The sequence below is a fragment of the Citrobacter sp. Ct235 genome (assembly GCF_030332305.1).
Lineage (GTDB): Bacteria > Pseudomonadota > Gammaproteobacteria > Enterobacterales > Enterobacteriaceae > Citrobacter_A > Citrobacter_A telavivensis.
On record NZ_JAOWIC010000043.1, the window covers coordinates 208,112 to 233,023 of the forward strand.

18 protein-coding genes are annotated in these 24,912 nt (G+C 55.5%); 5 read left to right on the forward strand and 13 right to left on the reverse strand.

The genetic code is table 11. The features are described from left to right. Positions 1 to 32 precede the first annotated feature (32 nt). The gene (gene amiC, locus OGY35_RS10155; RefSeq protein ID WP_286632201.1) at positions 33 to 1,286 is read right to left on the reverse strand and encodes an N-acetylmuramoyl-L-alanine amidase AmiC; all 1,254 of its coding nucleotides are present in this window, start codon (positions 1,284 to 1,286) and stop codon (positions 33 to 35) included. A 234-nt stretch (positions 1,287 to 1,520) separates the two neighbouring features. Between amiC and argA the strand changes: the two genes are divergently transcribed. Further along, entirely contained in the window at positions 1,521 to 2,852 is a 1,332-nt protein-coding gene (argA, locus tag OGY35_RS10160) for an amino-acid N-acetyltransferase (RefSeq protein ID WP_042322440.1), read from the forward strand. Positions 2,853 to 2,952: 100 nt separating this feature from the next. On the opposite strand, the gene recD is transcribed toward argA, so the two are convergent. From recD to rppH, 12 genes are all read right to left on the reverse strand, one after another. Then, on the reverse strand, positions 2,953 to 4,770 hold the full coding sequence (gene recD, locus OGY35_RS10165) for an exodeoxyribonuclease V subunit alpha (protein ID WP_286632202.1): 1,818 nt from the start codon (positions 4,768 to 4,770) through the stop codon (positions 2,953 to 2,955). After that, positions 4,767 to 8,312: an exodeoxyribonuclease V subunit beta gene (recB, locus tag OGY35_RS10170; protein WP_286632203.1), complete on the reverse strand. Its 3,546-nt coding sequence runs from the start codon at positions 8,310 to 8,312 to the stop codon at positions 4,767 to 4,769. The genes recD and recB overlap by 4 nt, the downstream gene beginning before the upstream one ends. Continuing rightward, entirely contained in the window at positions 8,305 to 11,193 is a 2,889-nt protein-coding gene (gene ptrA / locus OGY35_RS10175; RefSeq protein ID WP_286632204.1) for a pitrilysin, read from the reverse strand. Before ptrA ends, recB begins: the two co-directional genes overlap by 8 nt. Positions 11,194 to 11,306: 113 nt before the next feature. Then, entirely contained in the window at positions 11,307 to 14,675 is a 3,369-nt protein-coding gene (gene recC, locus OGY35_RS10180; RefSeq protein WP_286632205.1) for an exodeoxyribonuclease V subunit gamma, read from the reverse strand. Continuing rightward, positions 14,669 to 15,010, reverse strand: coding sequence for a prepilin-type N-terminal cleavage/methylation domain-containing protein (locus tag OGY35_RS10185; RefSeq protein WP_286632206.1), 342 nt, complete (start codon positions 15,008 to 15,010; stop codon positions 14,669 to 14,671). Before OGY35_RS10185 ends, recC begins: the two co-directional genes overlap by 7 nt. Further along, positions 14,995 to 15,402, reverse strand: a complete 408-nt coding sequence (locus OGY35_RS10190) for a DUF2509 family protein (protein WP_178828130.1) — start codon at positions 15,400 to 15,402, stop codon at positions 14,995 to 14,997. The genes OGY35_RS10185 and OGY35_RS10190 overlap by 16 nt, the downstream gene beginning before the upstream one ends. Then, the gene (locus OGY35_RS10195) at positions 15,399 to 15,962 is read right to left on the reverse strand and encodes a prepilin peptidase-dependent protein (RefSeq protein ID WP_286632324.1); all 564 of its coding nucleotides are present in this window, start codon (positions 15,960 to 15,962) and stop codon (positions 15,399 to 15,401) included. Before OGY35_RS10195 ends, OGY35_RS10190 begins: the two co-directional genes overlap by 4 nt. Further along, the gene (locus OGY35_RS10200) at positions 15,953 to 16,423 is read right to left on the reverse strand and encodes a prepilin peptidase-dependent protein (protein ID WP_286632207.1); all 471 of its coding nucleotides are present in this window, start codon (positions 16,421 to 16,423) and stop codon (positions 15,953 to 15,955) included. The genes OGY35_RS10195 and OGY35_RS10200 overlap by 10 nt, the downstream gene beginning before the upstream one ends. A gap of 184 nt (positions 16,424 to 16,607) precedes the next feature. Next, a complete protein-coding gene (thyA, locus tag OGY35_RS10205; protein ID WP_286632208.1) occupies positions 16,608 to 17,402 on the reverse strand; it encodes a thymidylate synthase in 795 nt (264 codons plus the stop codon). Positions 17,403 to 17,408: 6 nt separating this feature from the next. Continuing rightward, positions 17,409 to 18,284: a prolipoprotein diacylglyceryl transferase gene (lgt, locus tag OGY35_RS10210; RefSeq protein WP_046486620.1), complete on the reverse strand. Its 876-nt coding sequence runs from the start codon at positions 18,282 to 18,284 to the stop codon at positions 17,409 to 17,411. A 148-nt stretch (positions 18,285 to 18,432) separates the two neighbouring features. Further along, positions 18,433 to 20,679 carry a phosphoenolpyruvate--protein phosphotransferase gene (gene ptsP, locus OGY35_RS10215; protein WP_152402360.1) on the reverse strand — a complete coding sequence of 749 codons (2,247 nt, stop codon included), beginning with the start codon at positions 20,677 to 20,679 and terminating at the stop codon, positions 18,433 to 18,435. 12 nt (positions 20,680 to 20,691) lie between these two features. After that, on the reverse strand, positions 20,692 to 21,222 hold the full coding sequence (rppH, locus tag OGY35_RS10220) for an RNA pyrophosphohydrolase (protein ID WP_152402358.1): 531 nt from the start codon (positions 21,220 to 21,222) through the stop codon (positions 20,692 to 20,694). 684 nt (positions 21,223 to 21,906) lie between these two features. Here rppH and mutH point away from each other — a divergent pair. The 4 genes from mutH to OGY35_RS10240 all read left to right on the forward strand — a co-directional run bounded on the left by mutH (position 21,907) and on the right by OGY35_RS10240 (position 24,884). After that, the gene (mutH, locus tag OGY35_RS10225; protein WP_046486629.1) at positions 21,907 to 22,602 is read left to right on the forward strand and encodes a DNA mismatch repair endonuclease MutH; all 696 of its coding nucleotides are present in this window, start codon (positions 21,907 to 21,909) and stop codon (positions 22,600 to 22,602) included. Between the two features lie 64 nt (positions 22,603 to 22,666). Next, the gene (locus OGY35_RS10230) at positions 22,667 to 23,380 is read left to right on the forward strand and encodes a TerC family protein (RefSeq protein WP_042322411.1); all 714 of its coding nucleotides are present in this window, start codon (positions 22,667 to 22,669) and stop codon (positions 23,378 to 23,380) included. Between the two features lie 137 nt (positions 23,381 to 23,517). Then, on the forward strand, positions 23,518 to 23,736 hold the full coding sequence (gene ygdR / locus OGY35_RS10235; protein WP_046486633.1) for a lipoprotein YgdR: 219 nt from the start codon (positions 23,518 to 23,520) through the stop codon (positions 23,734 to 23,736). 107 nt (positions 23,737 to 23,843) lie between these two features. Next, on the forward strand, positions 23,844 to 24,884 hold the full coding sequence (locus tag OGY35_RS10240; RefSeq protein ID WP_286632209.1) for an NADP(H)-dependent aldo-keto reductase: 1,041 nt from the start codon (positions 23,844 to 23,846) through the stop codon (positions 24,882 to 24,884). The last annotated feature ends 28 nt before the right edge of the window (positions 24,885 to 24,912 follow it).

Here is a 24,912-nt window from a genome sequence, read left to right on the forward strand (position 1 = left end):
TCATAAAAAAAGCGCTTTTCAGCGCTTTTTTATTATCCTCTTCTCGCCAGCGTCGCGCCATCGGCGAAGTACGCTTTGATCCCTGCCAGAATCGACTCCGCCACTTCCTGCTGGAAGGTTGCCGTTTTCAGCTTCCGCTCTTCTTCGATATTACTGATAAACGCCGTTTCGACGAGAATCGATGGGATATCCGGCGCTTTCAGCACCGCAAACCCGGCCTGTTCCACCTGATTTTTATGCAGATTGTTAATCCTGCCGAGCTTGTTGAGCACCGCTTTACCAAACTTCAGGCTATCGGCAATGGTCAGCGATTGCACCATATCGAACATGGTGTGATCGACATAGCGGTCGCCGCTTTTACTTACGCCGCCGATCAAGTCCGAGGCGTTCTGCGTCTGCGCCAGATATTTCGCCGCCGTACTGGTTGCCCCTTTGGTCGACAGCGCAAACACGGATGAACCGCTGGGTTGCCGACTGGTGAAGGCGTCCGCATGAATCGAGACAAAGAGATCCGCACGCTGCTTCTGGGCTTTCGCCACGCGTACCTTCAGCGGAATGAAGATATCTTCATTGCGCGTCATGTAGACCTTCATGTTGCCTTCTTTCTCGATTAAGGCTCGCAGCCGCCGGGCTATCTGCAACACCACATCTTTCTCACGCGTGTTGTACTTACCGACAGCGCCGGAATCCTCACCGCCATGTCCCGGATCGAGCATGATCACAATCGGGCGATCGCGACCGGCTTTACCCGGCTGCGGGCCACTTTGCGCGGGGGGAACCTGCTTATCGAGATCGCCTTTGTTGTAATCTTCCAGCAGCGCCAGCAGCGGATCCTGCATATCCTGCGCATTGGCCGGATAGAGATCCATCACCAGACGTTCTTTAAAACCGGCCACCGGCGCCAGCGCAAACAGCTGCGGCTTCACGTCTTGCTTCAGTTCAAACACCATACGTACGGTCTGCGGATCGAACTGCCCTACGCGTGCCGACTTGATAAAAGGATCGTCGGGACGAATTTGCGCCGCCATACCTTTCAGCACGGAATTCAGGTTCACACCTTCAATATCCACCACCACGCGCTCAGGATTGCTCAGCGCAAACTGTTTGTACTTCAGCTGTTGATTCGATTCCACCGTCACACGGGTGTAACTGGATGCTGGCCAAATACGAACCGCAACGACCTGACTGACCGCAGCCAGACCGACCTGACTGACGCTCAATAGCCACATGGCGCCCGCCCCTTGCAGTAAACGACGGCGGCTGATAGGTGGATTGGATCCTGACATGCTTCTCCCGAGCAAAATAAAACGTAATGGTGATGAGATACTAAACGTCTAAATTGACCGGAAACTTTATCGAATGACGCATAATCTGTCATCTATAAAAGGGTAAACATTGTTATTGTATTCACGGTATTACTGAGAAAAAACTTTGTCAGGGTCAAAATTTGCACTTGCGCGCGGCGGAAAAACAGAATAAAAATACACTAATTACGAATAATCATGCAATGAGGATATGCCGTGGTGAAGGAACGTAGAACCGAACTGGTACAGGGATTCCGCCATTCTGTTCCCTATATCAATACCCATCGGGGAAAAACGTTTGTCATTATGCTCGGCGGCGAAGCCATTGAGCATGAAAACTTTTCCAGCATCGTCAACGACATTGGGCTTCTTCACAGCCTCGGCATTCGCCTGGTGGTGGTCTATGGCGCGCGTCCGCAAATCGACGCCAACCTCGTCACCCATCACCATGAACCGATGTATCACAAAAATACCCGCGTCACTGACGCCAAAACGCTGGAGCTGGTAAAGCAGGCAGCGGGCACTTTGCAACTGGATATCACCGCTCGCCTGTCGATGAGCCTGAACAACACGCCGCTACAGGGCGCGCATATCAACGTGGTCAGCGGCAACTTTATCATCGCGCAGCCGCTGGGCGTCGATGATGGAGTGGATTACTGCCACAGCGGGCGTATCCGTCGTATCGATGAAGAGGCGATCCATCGTCAACTGGACAGCGGCGCCATCGTATTGATGGGCCCCGTCGCGGTGTCTGTCACCGGCGAAAGCTTTAACCTGACCTCGGAAGAGATCGCCACGCAGTTGGCTATCAAACTGAAAGCCGAAAAGATGATCGGCTTTTGCTCTTCGCAGGGGGTGACCAACGACGACGGCGATATCGTCTCTGAGCTGTTCCCGAACGAAGCGCAGGCGCGCGTAGAAGCACAGGAAGAAAAAGGCGATTACAACTCGGGCACCGTACGCTTCCTGCGTGGCGCGGTGAAGGCCTGTCGCAGCGGCGTGCGTCGCTGTCACCTGATCAGCTATCAGGAAGATGGCGCGCTGTTGCAGGAACTGTTCTCGCGCGACGGTATCGGGACGCAGATTGTGATGGAGAGCGCCGAGCAGATCCGCCGCGCCACCATTAACGATATTGGCGGGATCCTGGAGCTTATTCGCCCGCTGGAGCAGCAGGGGATTCTGGTGCGTCGTTCGCGCGAACAGCTGGAAATGGAGATCGACAAGTTCACCATTATTCAACGCGATAACATGACCATCGCCTGCGCCGCGCTGTATCCCTTCCCGGAAGAGAAGATTGGTGAAATGGCCTGCGTGGCTGTCCATCCTGACTACCGCAGTTCTTCAAGAGGAGAAGTGTTGCTGGAGCGAATCGCCGCCCAGGCGAAGCAGATTGGTCTGAGCAAGCTGTTCGTCCTGACGACCCGCAGCATTCACTGGTTCCAGGAGCGCGGCTTCACGCCCGTGGATATTGACCTGCTGCCAGAAAGCAAGAAAGAGATGTACAACTATCAGCGGAAATCCAAAGTGCTGATGGCCGATCTGGGTTAGCGGTTATTGAATTGCCGGATGGCGGCGTAAACGCCTTATCCGGCCTGGCGTCATGAATTCAACACGGGCCGGATAAGCGCAAACGCCATCCGGCAACCTGTCATTTAAACAACGTCGACAGCCCGCTGCGACGTTCGGTACGGGTGGCAACCGCACTGCCAAGAATGCGTTCATCAGCATACAGCGACAGGCGGCGACGTGCGCGGGTGACAGCGGTATACACTAACTCCCTTGTTACCACCGGCGTACGCTGCGTGGGTAACACCAGCGCGGCATGATCGAACTCTGAGCCCTGCGATTTGTGCACCGTCATCGCCCAGGTGGTTTCATGCTCCGGCAGGCGACTGGGCTGTACAGATTTAATACTGCCATCCGGCATCGCAAACCAGACCCTTAATCCTTGCCCACGATCGAGCGCCACGCCGATATCGCCGTTAAACAATCCCAGCGCGCTGTCGTTACGGGCAATCATTACGGGTCGCCCTTCATACCAGCGGGAATGGGGCAGACGATGAATTTTACGCTTTTGCTGCATAGCCAGTTCGATGCGTTCATTCAGTCCGCTCACGCCAAACGGCCCTTCACGCAGCGCACACAGCAGCTGGAATTCATTGAATGCCTGAATGATTAACGCCGGCTCCGCGCGCGCCTGAAGCAACGTCAGGTAGTGTCCGTAACCTGTCAGCGCGTCTTCAAGCATGGCGGTATAATCTTCACTGCTCTCCAGCGTCCGTTTATCGATATCGCTGAAGCCCTGCTGGAAAACGCCGTTTATCGCGGCCTTATCGCCACGGTTGATCGCCGCAGCCAGTTGTCCGATGCCGGAATCACGACCAAAACGATAGCTTTTTTGCAGCAGGCAGAGACTGTCACGCAGCGTGGCGGCGTCGTTGCCCACGCCTGCCGGAACGGGCATCCCCGTCAGGCGAGCCAGCTGCTGCGCCCGTTCTGGGGTATAGCCCGCATTCACCCAGGCGCAGATATCGCCCAGCACCGCCCCCGCCTCAACCGAGGCAAGCTGATCGCGATCGCCGAGGAAAATGACGCGCCCGTGCGGCGGCAACGCCTCGATCAGTCGCGACATCATCGGCAGGTCGATCATCGACGCTTCATCCACCACCAGCACATCCAGATGCAACGGGTTGCCTGCGTGATGGCGTAAGCGCTGACTACCCGGCTGCGCGCCCAGCAGTCGGTGTAAGGTGCTGGCATCATCCGGGATGCGTTTCTTTTGTTCATCCGTCAGCGGCAACTGGCGCAGCGCCTTGCCTAAAGACTCTGTCAGACGCGCGGCGGCTTTGCCCGTCGGTGCCGCCAGACGAATACGGCAGCGTTCGCCTTCCGTCATCTGGATCAGCGCCGCCAGCAGTCTCGCCACGGTCGTCGTTTTCCCCGTACCCGGCCCGCCGGAAATCACCGAAATGCGGCGGGTCAGCGCCACCGCAGCGGCAACTTTTTGCCAGTTGATTTCGTTTGTTGTCGGGAACAGCGCTTCCAGCGTTTGCGTCAGCAAGGCTTCATCCACCGCGATGGGTTGATTCACCTCGCTAAAGAAACGGGCGACCGTGCGTTCGTTGCGCCACATCCGGTTCAGATACAGCCGATCGCCGTGGAGGATCATCGGCGATGGCCGCTCTCCACGACTGACGGCATTCGATGCGAGCAGGCATTCCTCCCAGTCCGCCGGTTCGCCTGACTCACTCAGGCAGGCTGCCAGCAGAGGCGGCAGGTCGGCATCCATCGCCAGTCGGGCGAGTGGTAAACAGACGTGCCCTTCTCCGGCATCCCGACTGAGTAACGCCGCTGCCAGCGTCACCGCAGGTTCATGTTCGCCGGTCACCGCCAGCGCGAATTGCGCATCCAGAGGGCGCAGTTGCTTCTGCTCGACGGCCTCAAGCAATCGCTTTTGTAGCGTCACGATGCCTCCTCCAGTGCCACACCGGCAAACATCTCGTCCATCCGGGCAACCAGTTCCTCCGACGGGCGGGTGGTGTAAATTCCCTGCTGCGGCTGTTCGCTGTCCACGCCGCGCAGGAACAGATAAATCACGCCGCCAAAATGGCGCTCGTAGTCGTAATCCGCGATGCGATGGCGCAAATACCGGTGCAGCGCGAGGGTATAGAGCTGATACTGCAAATCGTAGCGATGCGCCTGCATGGCCGTCGCCATCGCCTGTGGGGTGTAAGCCGAGCTGTTTTCACCCAGCCAGTTCGATTTGTAATCCAGCAGGTAATAGCGCCCGTTGTGACGAAACACCAGATCGATAAAGCCCTTCAGCATCCCGCGAACCTGGGCGAACTCCAGCGGCGGACAGCCTGCCGAGAGCGGGTCATACTGGCGGATCAGCGCATCCAGTTTTTCTGCGATAAGCGGTTGGCTAATGGGCAGATAAAACTCCATCTCGACCTGTTTTTCACGCGCAGAAAGCTGGCTCAGGCTGATGCCGGTTTCATTAAGCGGCGCATGGAGAATGGTCGTCACCCACGCGGTGATGACCGGTTCCCAACTGGCGTCATAGCCGCCAAGTGTGAGTTTTTCCTGCACCCAGGCGGCCTCTACCGGTTGGGTAAAATCGAGATCTTCAAACAGGCTGTGTAAAAACGTCCCCGGCGACGCGCCGCGCGGAAACTGGTGCGGCGTCAGTTCCGGCTCTTCAACCACCTCACCGACGCCTGTCGCATCGATGTCCAGTCGCGGCATGAGATCCTGCGCAATACCATGACCGCGCTGTTGCAGGCCAGAATAACTGGTCACCCGCCAACTGTCGCCAGGCGTTCGTTGTACTCGTCGGGCATTCAGCGACGCCCCGCTCGCCGCAGTGACGGGCAACGGCTCCATGCTGACCGCTTCCGGGACACGACAGATGATGTTCTCATCGCAAACCGCCTCTATCGCCGCGCGTAGCCCGGCGGCATCCATCGGTTCGCCCTTTTGCAGCAGACGCCCCAGCGCGCTCTGATGCACATCGGTATCGCCCTTTTTATCGCCCCGACGACGCACCAGAGGGGCGACGCCCAGACTACAGTGCCAGACTGAACGGGTCAGCGCCACGTACAGTAAACGCAGATCTTCCGCCAACCGTTCGGCTTCTGCCAGCGCCACGCTTTCGTCCGCTTCGCTCAGATCCAGTACCGCTTCAAACGAGTTGCGATCGTGATAAAACGCCTGATCCTGAATGCGGAAATGGGTGATAAACGGCAGCCAGACCAGCGGATACTCCAGCCCTTTTGACTTATGGATAGTGACGATTTGCACCAGATGGTTGTCGCTTTCCAGGCGCATTTGCTGGCTGGAGGCGTTGCTGTCAGGCTCAAGAATATGCTGCGAAAGCCAGCGTACCAGTGCATGTTCGCTTTCCAGTTGCGATGCCGCCTCCTGCAACAGCTCGCTAATGTGCAAAATATCGGTCAGGCGACGTTCGCCCCCCGCCGTCGCCAGCAGGTTTTCCGCAATCTTTCGCGTCGACATCAGCGCGCGCAGCATCGGCATCACGCCCCGTTTCTGCCAGATCTGGCGGTAGACGACAAACTCTTCGACCACCTGATCCCAGGCATTTTCATTGTCGTTGAGCATGTCAATGTCGCGCGCGTTCAACCCCATCATGGAGGTTGCCAGTGCGCTACGCAGCGTATTTTCTTTTTCCGGTGCCATCACCGCCTGTAAAACCCAGAGCATCTCCTGCGCTTCCAGCGTTTCAAACACGCTGTCGCGGTTGGAAAGATACACGGAAGGGATCGCCAGATGCGTCAGGGCGTCGCGCACCAGCGCCGCTTCCTGACGGCTACGTACCAGCACGCTGATATCCGCCGCACTCACCGGACGCGCATCCTTGCCGTTGAAAAGTATCGCCTCACCGCTCAACCCGGCCTTCAGCCAGTCGCGGATCTGCGCGGCGCACACCTGCGCCATATAGCTTTGATAATCCCCTACTCCGCAGCTTTGCCCTTCCATCAGCCACATCGTCATCGCGGGCTGAGTTTCGCCATGAAATTCAAAGCGCAGCGACTGATTTTTATCGGCGTATTTCACTGGCTGAAACGGGATTTCGCGGAACATAAAGGCATCGTCCATCAGGCCGAACAGCCTGTTGACGCTGTTCACCATGCCCGGCGCGGAACGCCAGTTGGTGTCGAGGGTATAGTGCGCGCTGACCTCACCGCGGGCCTTCATATAGGTAAAAATATCCGCGCCGCGAAACGCATAGATCGCCTGCTTCGGGTCGCCTATCAGCAACAGCGCGGTGTCCGGCTGATGCTGCCAGATGCGACGGAAAATGCGGTATTGTTGCGGATCGGTATCCTGGAACTCATCGATCATCGCCACCGGGAAGCGGGTTCGAATCGCCGCTGCCAGCGCATCGCCGCTTTCACTGCGCAGCGCGCCATCCAGTCGGCTGAGCATATCGTCAAATCCCAGCTCACCCCGGCGACGTTTTTCTTTCGCCACCGTCTCACGGATCTCCGCCAGCGCACGGGTGATCAGCAGATCTCTGAGGGTCAAAGGTTCTGACAGCAGTTCATCTATCGCGACAAACAGCGGATGCTGCGGCACAGCGCCGCCTTCTTTGGTGCGATCCTCAAGAAAACGCTGCGAGAATTTCTCCAGTGCCTCTGGCAACTGATAGCTTTGCGTCCCGGACTGAGCCCAGACGCTGATCTTCTCGATCCATTTACCCTGGTTGCCACGATTAAATTTACGCCGGTCGATGTCTGAGGCTTCCATCAATCCCTCAAGCTCACCCACCGCGTCACACCACTGTTGTTTAAGCGCGTTGATTCGCTGCACAATCTGTTGATGACGGGACGCCAGCGTTTCGTCATCCGGCGGCGGCGCTTTGATGACCGGCGCTTCCCCTTGCAGGTAGCGGTTAATATCTGCCAGCAGCGCCTGCGGTCCTTTCCACGTTTCAAACACTACCTGGGCAATGTCACGTGATAAGGGGTAACAGTGTCGACGCCAAAAATCCGCGCAGGCCTGGTAGCGCAGCAGAGATTCATCTTCGATCAACTGTTGCTCAAACAACATGCCGGATTCAAAGGCATTCAGACTCAGCATGCGCTGACAAAAACCGTGGATGGTGAACACCGCCGCCTCATCCATCTGTCTCTCGGCGAGCAGCAACCACTGAGCCGCCTGTTTTTTATCGTCGATCTCGTCCAGCAGACGGGCATAAAGGGGATTGTCGGTCGATTCGCGCAGACAGGCTATCCGCAGCTCATGAATATTACTGCGGATGCGACCACGCAACTCGTCGGTGGCGGCCTCAGTAAAGGTCACCACCAGCAGTTCTTCAACGGTCAGGGGACGGGGAAAGGCAGTGGAACCGCCAAGTCCGAGGAGCAGACGCAGATAGAGCGCCGCGATAGTAAAGGTTTTGCCGGTGCCCGCAGAGGCTTCAATCAGGCGCTCGCCCGTGAGGGGCAAGCGCAGGGGATCAAGGGACTCGGCGACATCATTCATTCTGTTCTCTCACCAGGGGCAAAGTTTGCTGCAACGCGCTGACGTTGTCCCACACTTTCCAGCCTTCCGGGTGCACATAGTGTGGCTTCCCGTTTTGACCACCGGAAATCTGCGACAGTACCGCCATGCCTTGCGGCTCTACCACCGCCTGATGGAAGAAATCAGCAAGTTTTTGCGGCGTCAGCTGTTTTATCTGAGCCACAATTTTATCACGTGAATCGAATCGCATATTAGCGCGATCGAAATCTTTGCTTAATTTCGATGCCTCTTCGCCCAGCGTTTGCGGTGCCTGCAACATCTGCGCAACGATAGCCTGCTTAATCTGGGCAAACTCTTCCGGTTTCATCGCCCGCAGCTTCTCCTCCGCCGTGGGGAAAAACGCCTTGTAGCGCTCCCAAATATATGACGGCTGTTTATCGCTGCTTTGCAGCAGGAAGCCCATCCCCCACTGGCGTCCGACGCTCATCGGGAAGGCGAACACCGCATATCCTAACTGCTCTTCCGTACGCAGTTGATTGTAGAACCACGGCTGAACAATCTGGCCCAGCATGGCGCTGTAGGCCGCGCTGGCATACTCATCATAGCCGGTAGGAACAAATACCGCCGCCAGTGCAGAGTCGGTGCTGCTGCCCGCTTTTTCAAAAATGATCGACTGCTTCTTATCCACCAGCACATCTTTGTTGCGACACCATTCGGAACCGTTCGCACCAAGCTGTTTCTGGATATCCCGCGCCATCGTTGTGACCTGCGCTTCGCTCATGTTGCCAATTGCCAGGAATTCCGGACGGGCACCCGATTTTAACGCTTCACGGTAGGCCATCACCTCTTTCAGGGTGATCGACGGCAGCAGCGCGCGCCGCTCATCGCGCGAGAAATAGGGCACCTGAGAGATCATCTGCACCGGCATAATCGCCTGCTCGTAAGCTTTCCCTTTCTCGGCGGAATCCATCATCTGGCTATACCAGGATTTCGCCTGCTCAAGCTGCTCCTCGGTTGCGGTGTAGCTGAAGTAGCCTTCAAGCAATGCCTGGAAAAGCTGCGGCAGACGCTGTGTGTAGCCGTCAGCGTTGAGCATTAAGCCATTGTTGGCATTGGTTGAAAAACCGATGCCACCCACTGCCGCCTGATTACTTAACTGATCGAGCGCAATCCCCGCCAGATAGTCGTTCAGTGCAAACATAACCTGATTTTTGGCGCTGTCCATCGCCTGCGGATTACGCAGAATGACGCTCACGTCCGCCTTTGGTTCGCTGGCAAAATGTTGGCTCGGGGTGTACACCACGCGCAGATCAGGCTTATCCACGATCAGCGCCGGACGGTCATATTTCTTTTCCGGTTTAATCAGCGTGAAATCGTCAGGAATATAGGGGTTCAGTTCCGGCAGAGACAGCGCAATACCCTGCGTTTTTTTCTGCCAGTCGCTGAAGGTCTGCTTGCTGATTTTATTGACCTGATAAGGGGCATCAACAAAGTAAGCGGTTTTGTTGTGCGGTTCTTTCGGGCTGATGTACCAGATACGCGCATTTTGCGGCGTCATCATCTCCAGACGCGCCTGAATCGCTTTCGCATCGTACTGATCGGCGATGTTCACCGCATCCAGCGTATGCGCCACCGGCACGCGGATCATGGTATCCGCCAGCCATTCGACGTAGTCCATATCACGGGTGATCGACGGATAACGGAAGTCGAGATCAAGCACATGCGACAGCTCGTCAAAGTAGCGTTTATCCACGCCCTTATCACGTAACAGATTGAGATAGCTGAAAATAGCCGCGACAACCTCTTCGCGATTCGCCAGGCCTTTATCGGTCAGCGTGGCGGAAATGGCTAACACACCGCTGTTGCCGTTGACCACCGGATCGGAATCCGCGCGAATACCTTCCACCAGCCCTTGTTTTTGCAGCCAGTCAGAAAGCGTACCCGGACTACGGTTGCCAATCAGATAAGTGATCAGCTCGTCGGTTTTACTGCGAAACTGCGCGCTGTTGTTGTCAATTCGGAACTCAACGCGCAGCACTTTACGCGGCAGCGCAGGAACGTAATGGATAATGACACCCTTCTGCGCATCGGTGACAACCGGAACGGTAATTTCCGGCTTTTCGATATTCTTGTTTGGCACCCGCCCAAAGGTCTCTGCAGCAATCTTTGCCAGGTCCGGCAAAGGCTTATTGCTGTAGATAACCGCTTTCATCAGATTGGCGGAGTAATACTTGCTGTGAAAATCGCGCAATGCCTGCTGCACCGGGTTACCCGGTTTGTCTTTTAAGGTTTCCAGATTACCACCGGAAAAACGTGAACCAGGATGCGCCGGGTTGATGGTTTCCGCACTCACCTGCGCCATCCGCATACCGTCACGGGTGCGCGCCATCGTCAGCTCTGCGTTTACCGCATTGCGCTCACGATCGGCATATTTTTTATCCAGCAGCGGTTCGGCAATAGCATCGGCCAGACGATCAACAGCACCGGTAAGCGCGTCGTTCTCCACTTCCAGGTAGAACGCGGTACGGTACGGCGCGGTACTGGCATTGTGGCTGCCGCCGTGCAATTTCAGGTATTCCGCCAGGCTGTCGGCCTGTGGGTACTTTTTCGATCCCATCAGACACATGTGCTCAAGATAATGTGCCAGTCCCTGATGCGCATCGGGATCTTCCAGCGACCCCACGGGTACCACCAGCGCAGAAAGCGATTTCACCGCTTGCGGGTCGGATACCAGTAATACCACCATGCCATTATCCAGACGAATGGCCTGATACTGGCGGGTATCTTTGTCGCTTTTACGGATGGTTTCCGCAATGGGCTGCCAACCGGTGTCTGCCTGACTTAAGGGCGCCCAAAAGGCGACCAACAACAGTAACGCTTTGAACCAGGTGCTGCGGGGCATTCAAGAACCTCATCATTAACTTTCTTTCTGCGCAAAGACATGTTGGATGCTTCTCTGAGCAGGGCAACGCATCATAAAGGAAGCATCAAAATTGCGCAATTTTTATACAATCATCACGACTGATTAAATCTGAAAAGCGGAAGCAGGTAACGTTGTGACTGCAAAATAATGGCCTCCAGGGTCTCGGAGTCCAGTTGCCGCCACAGGCGCTGATACCAGATATCCTCGCCTTCGCCACGCACGACCATGTTGCCTTCGTAAGCCTGCATAAACTTCACGCGGGCTTTTTGTCGCGTATCATCGTCATCTAACATGGCATCATTTGTCGCGTCATAACAGGTTTTTATCCACGCGCCGCCGCTTTCCGGAAGCACCAGCAGCGGTGCGGACATTCCTTCGCGATATCCGTCAATCAGTTGCGCCAGGTAACCCAATGCCTGCTCTTTTTCCAGCGGTGGGAAACGCCACTCTCCGTCTTTTCGCAAAAACAGCCGGCTTTCACCTTTTCCCCCGCAGGCACAATAGACAAGGTGTTCGAGCCAAAGTTGCACGCCTTGTGAAATGCTGATTAACGAAGGCCGCCAGCGCAGCAGCCCATCTTCCTGCACCTGCGGTAGCCACCCGGTCAACTGTACGCCGTTACAGTGCAGATCGACCTCCAGACTTTGGCTCGGCTGACGGCAGGCCACGATCCTGTCCGCCAGCGTCTGCATTTCCTGATGCTGAACTTCCCAGAGGATCTCGCCATAAGCCCCATACGGCAGATCCCCCGCCGCGCGGAAGCGACGGAACAGACGTTCGGCATCCTCCTGTTCGACCAGTGCATTCAGTAACTGCTGGTTAAGCTGATAGCGGGTTAGTCCTTCCAGGGTAAATGGTTCGGTATCCGGGATTTCACTCTCTTCGGAGCGGAAATTGACCTGCAAGCGCTGCTGAAAAAACGCCCGTACTGGATGCGCCCAGAAACGTTGCAGCGTTTCCAGACTCAGCATCTCTGGCATGTCAAAGGCCAGCGGCTGCACAAAATCGCTATGGGCCTCTCCGCAACGGCTTGCCGCGGGCAACCACTCGCTGGCGTAGCTCTGCTGCTCACCGGGCAGGAAATTTTGCGCATCGAACGGCATACGGGTATGCAGTCGGGCGATATGCGCTTTGACTCGTTTCTCGCTCTCATCGCTGGTCAATGCTTCGTCACCCGGCAAATAGTGGCTTTGTCCGATGTAATCGAGCAGTTCCTGAACCAGCACGGAAGGGAAGCGTTCGCTATTATCCTGGATCGAGCGCCCGATGTAGCTGATATAAAGCGACTGCTGGGCAGAAATTAAGGCCTCAAGGAACAGATAACGGTCATCATCACGACGACTGCGATCCCCACGCATCGGTTTCTGGCTCATGAGATCAAAGCCGAGCGGCGCAAGCTGGCGCGGATAGACACCGTCGTTCATTCCCAGCAGGCAGACGACTTTGAAGGGAATAGAACGCATCGGCATCAGAGTACAGATGTTCACCGGCCCGGCTAAAAAACGCTGGCTGATCCGCTCCTGATCCAACCGCTGCGCCAGCTCATCGCGCAGCAGTGACAGGGGGACCGCGTCGTCATATTCAGCCTTCAATCCTTCGGCGATCATCGCCTGCCACTGTTGCTCGATAAGCGTCATGGCCGCCTCGGTTTCAGTGTCCGGCAGGAAGAAGTCGTTGAGCATCTCACGACACACCGGCAGCCACTCTTCCAGCGGACGCTCCTGTGCCAGACTACGACGCCAGAGATTAAGCTGCATCAGTAATGACGCCAGATGCCCCACCAGCTCGGCGATCAGCCCACTGGACTCATCATAAGGCAGAACGGACTGCCACTCGCCCTGCGCACTTTCCATGGCATAGCCCAATAGCATACGCGTGAGGCCAAATTGCCACGTATGCTGTCCCGTTGCCGGAAGTTCCAGCTCCCGCACGTTGTCATCATCAATTCCCCAGCGAATGCCCGACTCATTGACCCACAGTCGCAAATAGCGCAGCCCTTCTTCGTTGATATTGAAGCGCGCCGCCAGCACCGGGACATCCAGTAGCGCCAGCACATCCTCAGAAATAAAGCGACTGTCAGGCAGTGACAGCAGGCTGATGAACGCCTGCAATACCGGATGCGACTGACGCGCCCGGCGGTCGGAAATGGCATAAGGCAGATAACGCTCTGCAGGGGCGCTGCCAAAGACCGCCTGAATAAACGGGCTATAACTGTCGATATCCGCCACCATCACGATGATGTCGCGCGGCGTGAGCGTTGGGTCCGCTTCCAGCATCGCCAGCAGACGATCGTGGAGGATTTCAACTTCACGCTGTGGGCTATGACAGACGTGAAAGGTGACGCTGGTGTCATCCGGGTCAAGGCGTCGCTTATTATCGCTGCGCGAATACTCTTCCAGGCTCACCCCCGCCACTGCGCGGTTTTCCAGCTCAAGGATATCGGCCTGAATGTTATGCAGCAGGTTATCCGGGGTCACATCGACAAACGCATCAAGCTCCTGGCTGTTTTCCAGTTCTGAGAGCAGATAAATATAGTCGCGTCCCAGTTTCCCCCACGAGGCCAGCATCGGGTTACCGACATCCTGTTCACCATCGCCGTTAAACAAACGTTCGGCATTCGAATTGTCACGGAACAGAGGTAAATGGCGGTCTTCAAAACTATGTCGCCGCTGACGCGCCAGCAGCTTTGCCAGATATGCCGGGTCTTTTATATCGCCCCAGTAGTAGCGGCAGGGATTGGTGAAGAGCAGATGAATGTCGATATGTTTGCCGAGCGCCTGCAATGCCTGTAGGTACACGGGCGGCAACGCGGAGATCCCGCAGATAAACACACGGGAAGGGAGGCCTTGCGGGCAGGTATCGGCGTTTTCGAGAGTCTGGATAAACCGTTGATAGAGATTGGCACGATGCCAGCGCGGCTGACCCAGCGTATCGGTGTACTCCACCAACGCTTTCCACAGCGGCGCCTGCCAGCATTGCGCCTCGCCTAACCCCTCGACCGTTCGCCCCGCTTCCCACTGCGTTAGCCATTCCGGTCGATACACCAGGTACTGATCGAAAAGATCCGCCGCGCGCGACGACAGCTGAAACAGCTTACGCTTGTCGGTATCGTCCGTCAGATAGTGGCGTAAAAGCGCAAAGTCGTCATGATCCAGCAGTTGCGGGAGCAGCGTCATCAACTTCCAGCTCATGCTTTGTTTGTTGAAGGCGCTCTCTTTGGGGATCTCCGGCAGTACGCGGACGAACATATCCCAGATAAAGCTTGCCGGGAGCGGGAATTCTATGTTGGCGGCAATACCAAATTTCTGCGAAAGGGTCATCTGTAACCACTGCGCCATCCCGGTACTCTGCACCAGGATCATTTCTGGCTCAAAGGGATCGTCCAGCCGTTCGCGCTCGACGATGAACTCCATCAATGCTTCCAGCACATCCAGACGGTTTGAGTGGTAGACCCTTAACATAGAGACTCCTGGCAACTAACGGTTGGGCAGTGCAGGCGCGTCATTTTCCCCTGCCTGCCCTGAGGTGAAGATAGCGTAACGCTGATGCTGACACATCCCGCCTGCGTTGTCTGCATCCGGTTAACCTGCCAGTTAACAGGTGGCGAAAACGAATGCAGTTGCGTCTGCTGCCAGCCCTGCCGCCAGAGCTGAAGATACTGACCTCTGATGAAAAAACTGTTCATCAACGCGCGCTGATACCCGGAAAGCGCCGTCACCACCATCACCATGAGGACCATTGCCAGTATCACTTCCGGCAAGCTAAACCCACGCTGTCGGCTCAGGGGATCTGGCATAATGCGGCCTCCCGTAGCGGACAGAAATCGCTCCAGCCATGAGGAGAAAAAATAACGATTTCCTCCTTTTGTTCGCCTTCTCGCCATACGGACGTTCCCTGATAGTTGGCAATAAGCAACGCGCGACTGTCAGCGAGTCTGCGCAGGCAAACAGCAACATTGTCCTCTCCATAGTACCGACACGGTTTATCGGAGTTTACTGACCATTGCTGCATCCTGCCCCACTCCATGGCTGACTGCACGACAGCCTGGCGCTGCAAAGCCTGACTTTCTATCGCCACCCGCGAAGCAAAACTGCTCTGCTGCTGATTAACGCCCTGCAACAGGAGGCTGCCGAGGACCAACAGCATCAGAACCAGCGCCAGAGAGGAAACGCCCCGCTCGCGATTCATAAATTAAAGCCGCTGACGCTGTAGCGCGCGTCAACCACGGTTTGCGGATCTGCCCGACTACTGCCGCGCAGATGTAAGGTCAGTTCGGGTGCAAAGCCCGCGATATCCTGGCGCGTGACCTCAAATGCCGTAATCTGCACAACATCAGGATCGGTCATTTTATCCCATCCTTTTCCGCCGCACGTTTTCGCGCCGCGCTGCGTCTCCAGCACGTTGTCATTCAGGCGAAATCCGGTTTGTTCAGCCTCCTTTACCGGCTCGTTTTCCCAGATACCATTCGCGTTTGCGTCCCACTGTACGATAACGCACTGGCCCGCCTCGGCAATGTTTACCCCTTCGCCACGACAACTACCGTGACAATATCCCGCGCGTTGAAGGTGCTTCGCGACGGTATACACCCGCTGCCACACGTCATCCTCCAGCGCGAGTTTGCGGGTCTGCTGCAAAATATCGCGCTGTAACGCCGGTAAAAACCGGGCAGCCCCCAACAACAGTACGCTACTGATTGCCATCGCAATCAGTACCTCAAGCAGAGAAAAACCACGCTCACTCACCGACAGCCCTGGGTATCGTCGCGTTCGCACAGGCGAATGCGTCCCCAGGGCGAAACCACCACTCGCCACTCCCCTGCCGTATTTTTCAGGCGAATATTCCCCGGCCACGCGGTATTGCGTTGACCATAAAACGCCAGCGAGGCGGTGATCCCGACGAGATCGACATCGCGCCAGAGCGGCACAAAAACGAGCGCAGAGCGCGGCGTACAGGTATTTCGTGAGGCTGTCGAACTGACAAGACACCATGACGCGTCCTCCCTGATGGCGGTAATGATGTGGTCGCGGTTATGCCAGTTGGCGTCCTCCCGTAGCTGCAGCAAGAAATCGCGCAGCTGACAGGCGGTCTGCCAGAGATGTTGCTGTTGCTGCCACTGCTGCCAGCCGTAGAGACCCGTTGCGCTCAGGCTGACAATAATAAGCATCGCGACCAGCGTTTCGATGAGCGTATAGCCCTGCTGTGTATTCATGGCGGCAGTATGACGCGTCGGGAAGTTAAAACGAGGCGAGAATTCAGGTTTTTCGGCGCGTTACGAGGGAAATTTACGCTGTTGCAGCAGGTTGCAACCTTTCAGGAATCCACGCCGAAAAAACAAAACTGGGGTAAAAAAAACCGACGCGCAAAGGCGTCGGCTATGTCAGGATAAGGCCAGTTTAAATAGCAACCGGCGCTTTAATTCCCGGATGCGGGTCGTAACCTTCGATTTCAAAATCGTCGAAGCGGTAGTCGAAGAGGGAATCGGGTTTACGTTTGATCACTAACTTCGGCAGCGCGCGCGGTTCGCGAGTCAGTTGCAGGTGCGTCTGCTCCATGTGGTTGCTGTACAGATGAGTGTCACCGCCGGTCCAAACGAAATCGCCAACCGCCAGATCGCACTGCTGCGCCATCATGTGTACCAGCAGCGCGTAGCTGGCGATGTTAAACGGCAAACCGAGGAACACGTCGCAGGAGCGCTGATACAGCTGGCAGGAGAGTTTGCCGTCCGCGACATAGAACTGGAAGAACGCGTGGCACGGTGCCAGCGCCATTTTGTCCAGTTCGCCGACGTTCCACGCCGAAACGATAATACGGCGCGAATCGGGATCATTTTTCAACTGGTTCAGCACGGTCGTTATCTGATCAATGTGGCGACCGTCCGGCGTCGGCCAGGCACGCCACTGTTTACCGTACACCGGGCCCAGATTGCCGTTTTCATCCGCCCATTCGTCCCAGATAGTGACGTTATTTTCGTGCAGATAGGCCACGTTGGTGTCACCTTGCAGGAACCACAGCAGTTCGTGGATGATGGAGCGCAGGTGGCAACGTTTTGTCGTCACCAGCGGGAATCCTTCCTGCAGGTTAAAACGCATCTGATGACCAAAAATGGAAAGCGTTCCGGTTCCGGTGCGGTCGTTTTTCTGTGTGCCTTCATCCAGCACTTTTTGCATCAGTTCTAAATACTGTTTCATGGTTCCTCAGGAAACGTGTTGCTGTGGGCGACGGCGATAGGCCCACATCATCATGACAACACCAGCGACAATCATCGGAATCGAGAGGATCTGCCCCATGCTGATGTACTGTACCCATTCACCGGTGAACTGCTGATCCGGCTGACGGAAGAATTCAACGATGATACGAAACGCGCCGTAGCCAATCAAAAACAGTCCGGAGACGGAGCCCATCGGGCGCGGTTTACGAATAAACAGGTTAAGAATGATAAACAGCACGACCCCCTCCAGCGCCATCTCATAGAGTTGAGACGCGTGGCGCGGCAAGGAGCCGTAGGTATCGAAAATGGATTGCCATTGCGGGTTGGTTTGCAGCAGCAGAATATCTTCGGTGCGTGACCCAGGGAACAGCATGGAGTAAGAGAAATTCGGGTCGACACGGCCCCACAGTTCGCCGTTGATAAAGTTGCCCAGACGCCCGGCCCCCAGGCCAAAGGGGATCAGCGGAGCAATGAAATCAGAGACCTGGAAGAAACTGCGCTTCGTGCGTTTGGCGAAAATAATCATCACCAGAATCACGCCAATCAGGCCACCGTGGAAGGACATGCCCCCGTCCCAGACGCGGAACAGGTAGAGCGGATTATCCAGGAACAGCGGGAAGTTATAAAACAGCACGTAGCCAATACGCCCACCGAGGAAGACCCCGAGAAAACCTGCATAGAGTAGGTTTTCAACTTCAGTCTTCGTCCAGCCACTGCCAGGACGATTGGCACGGCGCGTCGCCAGCCACATCGCGAAAATGAAGCCCACCAGATACATTAAGCCGTACCAGCGAAGTGCAACGGGCCCAATTGAGAAAATGACCGGATCAAATTCCGGAAAATGCAGATAGCTACTGGTCATCTGTCACCACAAGTTCTTGTTATTCCGCTGAAAAGACTCAGCGAGCGATATGCGCACCCACTGCTTACAGGCGCTCCAAAGGAGCGAATGATAGCATAAGGGGGTTAACGAGGCTGCGCAGAAGATGTAAAAGATCTGTATAGCGCTTTTACATCCCTCCACGAATCAGACCGCCCATGCCGCGACGCTCCATAAACGCCGCCACCTGATGGCGCACTTCCGTTGCCAGTTGCGCCTCAAGGCTACGCTGGGCAAGCGTTTTTGCCTCTTCGTAATCAATACGGCGCAGCAGGTATTTCACGCGCGCCACGGAGCGACCGTTCATTGAGAGATGGCGGAAACCCAGCCCAATCAGGATGGTCACGCACATCGGATCGCCCGCCATTTCGCCACACACGCGCAGGTCGATATCGCTGCGCTCGGCTTCCTGCGCAATCATCGACAGCGCACGTAACATCCCCGGATGCAGACTGTCGTAGATGCTGGCGACGCGCGTATTGTTGCGATCCACCGCCAGCACGTACTGAGTCAGATCGTTCGTGCCGACGGAGATAAAATCGATACGACTTGCCAGATTCGGCAGCATAAAGACCATCGACGGCACTTCGAGCATGATGCCGATACGCGGTTTCGGGATCGCGTAACCGATCATCTCTTCCACTTCACGCCCGGCACGTTCAATCAGGCGGCGCGCTTCATCCACCTCGTCAATACTGGTTACCATCGGCAGCAGAATACTCAGGTTGCCTGTCGCCGCATTGGCGCGCAGCATGGCGCGGACCTGGACAAGGAAGATCTCTGGCTGATCGAGCGTAATGCGGATCCCTCGCCAACCCAGGCAGGGATTCTCCTCGCTGATCGGCATGTACGGCAACTGTTTGTCCGCGCCAACGTCCAGCGTTCGTAGCGTCACTGGCTTGTCGTTAAACATCTGCAACATACCCTGATACTGCGCCACTTGCTCCTCCTCAGAAGGAAAACCGCTTTGCAGCATAAAGGGAATTTCGGTGCGATACAGGCCAATACCGTCGATACGACTGCCCAGCTTTTCTTCATGCTCCGGGCTGAGACCCGCGTTCAGCATGACCTTGACCCGCTCGCCGCTTTTCAGCTGTGCAGGTAAATTGACGTCATCTTCCGCCAGACGGCTAAGCTCGTTTTCTTCACTGATAAGCCGCTGATATTCCTGGATCAATACCGGTTCAGGATCGACCAGCAGCTCACCGCGATAGCCATCCACCACCAGCGTACGCCGGTGCAGTACAGACGGCTGGATATCAGCCCCCATCACGGTAGGAATGCCCAACGCACGCACCATAATGGCAGCATGGGAGTTGGCCGCCCCGTCGCGAACCACAACACCCGCCAGTCGGTCCTGCGGCAGTTCCGCCAGCGTCGTGGCGGAGAGTTCGTCAGCCACCAGCACGAAGCGTTCTGGCCAGGCATTTGGCCCTTGTACGGAATCATCAAGATGAAACAGCAGTCGCTGACCCAGCGCACGCAGATCGCCCGCACGCTCTTTGAGGTAGTTATCGCTCAGCGCGGCAAACTGTTCGGCAAACTTTTCGATGATCGTTTTGACCGCCCACTCTGCCACCGAACCATTATCGACTTCGGTAAACAGTTCGCGTCGCAGGCGGGCATCGGAGAGCAGGTGCGAATAGAGATCGAATATCGCAGCGGTCTCTTTCTGCGCGCCTGCGGCAAACCGCTTGCTGTAACGGCGAAACTCATTTGCCGCCTCTTCCAGCGCACCGGTCAGGCGCTCACGCTCCAGAGCAGGATCCAGCGTCGAGGCTTGATACACCTGCTCCATCAGCGGTAGCGTCGCGTCCTGCCAGCCTTCTGCGATCGCCACGCCCGGTGCCGCCGGTAACGCACGAATACGCGTCTGGCGATACTGGCCAAACAGGGCGGTAAGCTGAGATTGTGACAGGATCGCCGCCATCTGCGTGGCGAGCGTCACGAGGAAAGATTCTTCGCTTTCGTCATACTGGCGCAGTTCACGCTGCTGTACAACGAGGACGCCCAGCAGTTGACGACGCTGAATGATCGGCACCCCGAGGAAGGCACGGAAGCGCTCTTCTTTTACCGAGGGGATATATTTAAAACTGGGATGTTTTTGCGCATCGGCAAGGTTGATAGGTTCCGCCAGCCTGCCAACCAGGCCGACGATACCTTCATCAAACGCGAGTGCGACAGTGCGACCGCGCGGTTTTTTAAGCCCCCGCGTCGCCATGAGGTAATAACAACGCCGGTCATGATCGGCCAGATAAACCGAGCAGACCTCTGTATCCATCGCAAGACAGATGTCAGTAACCAGAATATTCAGCGCTTCATTAAGACGCGGAGCACTGGCCACCTTTTCGACTATTTCGCGCAGGCGGGTGAGCATAATTTGCGTGGCTTAACCTCTTTTACGTCGATAAGCAGGTGTACTTTGCGGCTTCGGCGTCGTTTCCTGAAGCGCCATCACAACACTTGCGAACTCTTTCATCACCCTGCGGTAGACATCGCGTTTAAATGAAACCACTTGCCGGACCGGGTACCAGTAACTTACCCAACGCCAGCCGTCGAACTCAGGAGTGCTGCTGGTTTGCATATTGATTTCCGCGTCCCCGCTCATCAACTGCAAAAGAAACCACTTTTGTTTCTGGCCGATACATACCGGCTTTGTATCCCAACGCACCAAACGTTTTGGTAACTTGTAACGCAACCAGTTGCGAGTAGAGGCAAGGATTCGCACATCTTTACGGCTTAACCCTACTTCTTCAAACAGTTCCCGGTACATCGCCTGTTCTGCTGATTCTCCTGGGTTTATCCCACCCTGTGGGAACTGCCAGGAGTGCTGACCAAACCGCCGGGCCCACATCACCTGCCCCTGACGATTACAAATTACGATACCTACATTTGGGCGGTAGCCATCGTCATCAATCACCGGACTACCTCAATATAAACCTTATATGAGAATGATTGTTTCACACTCCTGACAGACGGTAAACCACTGAGTTAAGACGGTGTGCATCTAATAACAATTGAATAACTCACAGTTAAAGACAAAGTTATAAACAGACACTCACCCATATGGACGATTTTATTCACCTTTTCTGTGGATAGAGTTGTGAAGAAGTACGGAATTACTCCGGGAAAAACCGGTACAGTTTGAATAAACTGCCAACAGGGTAAAAAAAATCTTTTCTTATATTCATGAGGTTACTTGGTCATTCCACCTGTTATCAGGCAAAAAAGTGACAAGTATCACACTGACGATCCTCAGGCTGATGAAAGATCGAACAGCGCCGACTTTATCCACAGATTGTGCCAATAAGTTAAACACAAATTGTGTGAAAATTCGATTTTCGTCGCACGTCAAGGCTGTAAATGGAAACAGTAGTCGGGGTTTTTCACAGTTATCCCATCTTTCTGTGGATAACATGGTGTAAGATCCTGTTTATTTTCAGTGACCAGAAATGGAAAACCCATTCTGGTGTTGCGCAATACGTGATGCCGTAAACTAAAAATCAATATAAATCATGGCATTGGATATCGCATGTGGAAAACGATAAACTTCTTTTCCACGGTATAAAATCATTGTTTATTTTTTCACCTAAGGTATGACGCCATGTCCGGACTCCATCCTTTACGCTTTCCGCCGGAATCTGAAGCCCTTCTGCTCCAGCAGGCGCAGCAGCTTTCGGGCTATTCGTTAGGCGAACTGGCTGCGCTGGCGGGCATTGTTGCGCCGAAAGATCTCAAGCGGGACAAAGGCTGGATCGGCGTGTTGCTGGAACTCTGGCTGGGCGCCAGCGCCGGAAGTAAGCCTGAGCAGGATTTCGCCGCACTCGGCGTCGAGTTGAAAACCATTCCTGTGGACAGCCTTGGGCGCCCGCTCGAAACCACCTTTGTCTGCGTCGCGCCGCTGACGGGAAACAGTGGCGTGACGTGGGAAACCAGCCACGTGCGGCACAAACTGAAGCGAGTGCTGTGGATCCCGGTGGAAGGCGAGCGCAGCATTCCCCTCGCACAACGGCGGGTGGGTTCGCCGGTGCTGTGGAGTCCCGATGAAGAAGAAGACCGTCAGTTGCGTCTGGACTGGGAAGAGTTAATGGACATGATTGTGCTCGGTCAGGTTGAACGCATTACCGCCCGGCATGGCGAATTTTTACAACTGAGACCGAAGGCGGCAAACGCCAAAGCGCTCACCGAGGCCATCGGCGCCCAGGGCGAGCCAATACTGACGTTGCCGCGTGGTTTTTATCTGAAAAAGAACTTCACACGCGCCCTGCTGGAACGCCACTTTTTGTTACAGCAGCGTTAGACTTTCGCCTGGTGCCCCGGAAGCATATAATTAGCGCTTCTTTTTTTTGGCAGGACTTTGTTCAATGTTATTTGCATGGATAACCGATCCTAACGCCTGGCTTGCGCTCGGTACGCTGACGCTGCTGGAGATCGTGCTTGGGATCGATAATATTATTTTCCTCTCTCTGGTGGTTGCAAAACTCCCGACTGCGCAACGCGCACATGCCCGACGTCTGGGTCTTGCGGCGGCGATGATCATGCGTCTGGCGCTGCTGGCCTCCATCGCCTGGGTGACCCGGCTGACCAATCCGCTGTTTGACGTGTTTGGTGAGGCCATTTCCGCCCGCGACCTGATCCTTCTGCTCGGCGGATTGTTCCTGATCTGGAAAGCGAGTAAGGAGATCCACGAATCCATTGAAGGTGAAGAAGAAGGGATGAACATGCGCGTCACCTCCTTCCTGGGAGCAATCGTGCAAATCATGCTGCTCGACATCATCTTCAGCCTGGACTCGGTGATCACGGCGGTCGGCTTGTCCGATCATCTGTTCATTATGATGGCGGCGGTGGTGATTGCCGTTGGCGTAATGATGTTTGCGGCACGTCCTATTGGCGAGTTTGTCGACCGACACCCGTCCGTGAAGATGCTGGCGCTGTCGTTCCTGATTCTGGTGGGCTTCACCCTGATTCTGGAAAGCTTCGATGTTCACGTACCGAAGGGTTACATCTATTTCGCCATGTTCTTCTCGATTGCGGTCGAGAGCCTGAACCTGTTGCGAAACAAAAAAAACCCGCTGTAATTGCCTTTTTCGCTCCCGGTGGGGAGCGAAATTCTTTCCTTTTCCCCTCTCAGTTTAAGATTTTCCTGCTTTTCCTGCCCATAACGTCAGGTTATTACTAGACTATTATCAGACGCAGGCCACGTGAGGATAAATGGATGAAAAAATGGGCAGTGATAATTTCCGCAGTTGGACTGGCTTTTGCTGTTTCCGGCTGTAGTAGCGACTATGTGATGGCGACCAAAGATGGTCGGATGATCCTGACCGACGGGAAACCCGAAATTGACGATGATACCGGTCTGGTGAGCTACCACGACCAGCAGGGCAACGCCATGCAAATTAACCGTGACGAGGTTTCTCAGATCATTGAACGTTGAGGGTTGAGGTCAGCCACGCTGCTGGCCTTAACAATTTTTCTTCCCTTTTTCCCTTCCCTCAGCCATTTTTATAATCCTTATGTCGTGATTATAAAAAGGAAACGGCTATGCAATATCACCGTATACCCCACAGCTCGCTTGAAGTTAGTACACTGGGGCTGGGCACAATGACGTTTGGTGAACAAAATAGCGAAGCCGACGCACATGCACAGCTCAACTATGCCGTCGCCAACGGCATTAACCTGATCGACGTGGCCGAAATGTACCCGGTCCCGCCGCGCCCGGAAACCCAGGGGCTCACCGAAACTTACGTCGGAAACTGGCTGGCCAAACATGGCAACCGTGAAAAACTGATTGTCGCCTCCAAGGTCAGCGGCCCGTCGCGTAATAACGACAACAGCATTCGTCCGAACCAGGCACTGGATCGTAAGAACATCCGCGAAGCGCTGCACGACAGCCTGAAGCGTCTGCAAACCGATTATCTGGATCTCTACCAGGTTCACTGGCCGCAGCGCCCGACCAACTGTTTTGGCAAGCTCGGTTACAGTTGGACCGATGCCGCGCCGGTGGTGTCGCTACTGGATACGCTGGATGCGCTGACCGAGTTTCAGCGCGCGGGTAAGATTCGCTACATCGGCGTCTCAAATGAAACGGCCTTTGGCGTGATGCGCTATCTGCACCTGGCGGATAAACATGACCTGCCGCGCATTGTCACCATCCAGAACCCTTACAGTCTGGTCAACCGCAGTTTTGAAGTGGGACTGGCGGAAGTGAGCCAGTACGAAGGCGTCGAACTGCTGGCCTATTCCTGTCTGGGATTTGGCACGCTGACCGGTAAATACCTGAACGGCGCGAAACCGGCCGGAGCGCGCAATACGCTGTTTAGTCGTTTTACCCGCTACAGCGGCGAGCAGACGCAAAAAGCCGTGGCCGCGTATGTGGAGATAGCCAGACGCCATAACCTCAGTCCGGCGCAGATGGCGCTGGCATTCGTTCGTCGTCAGCCGTTTGTTGCCAGTACGCTGCTTGGCGCCACCACCATGGAACAACTGAAAACCAACGTTGAGAGCTTACATCTGGAGTTAAGCGAAGAGGTGTTGGCAGAGATTGAAGCGGTGCATCAGGTTTACACCTATCCTGCACCGTAACAGAAGCGCGCCGGAGGAATTCCGGCGC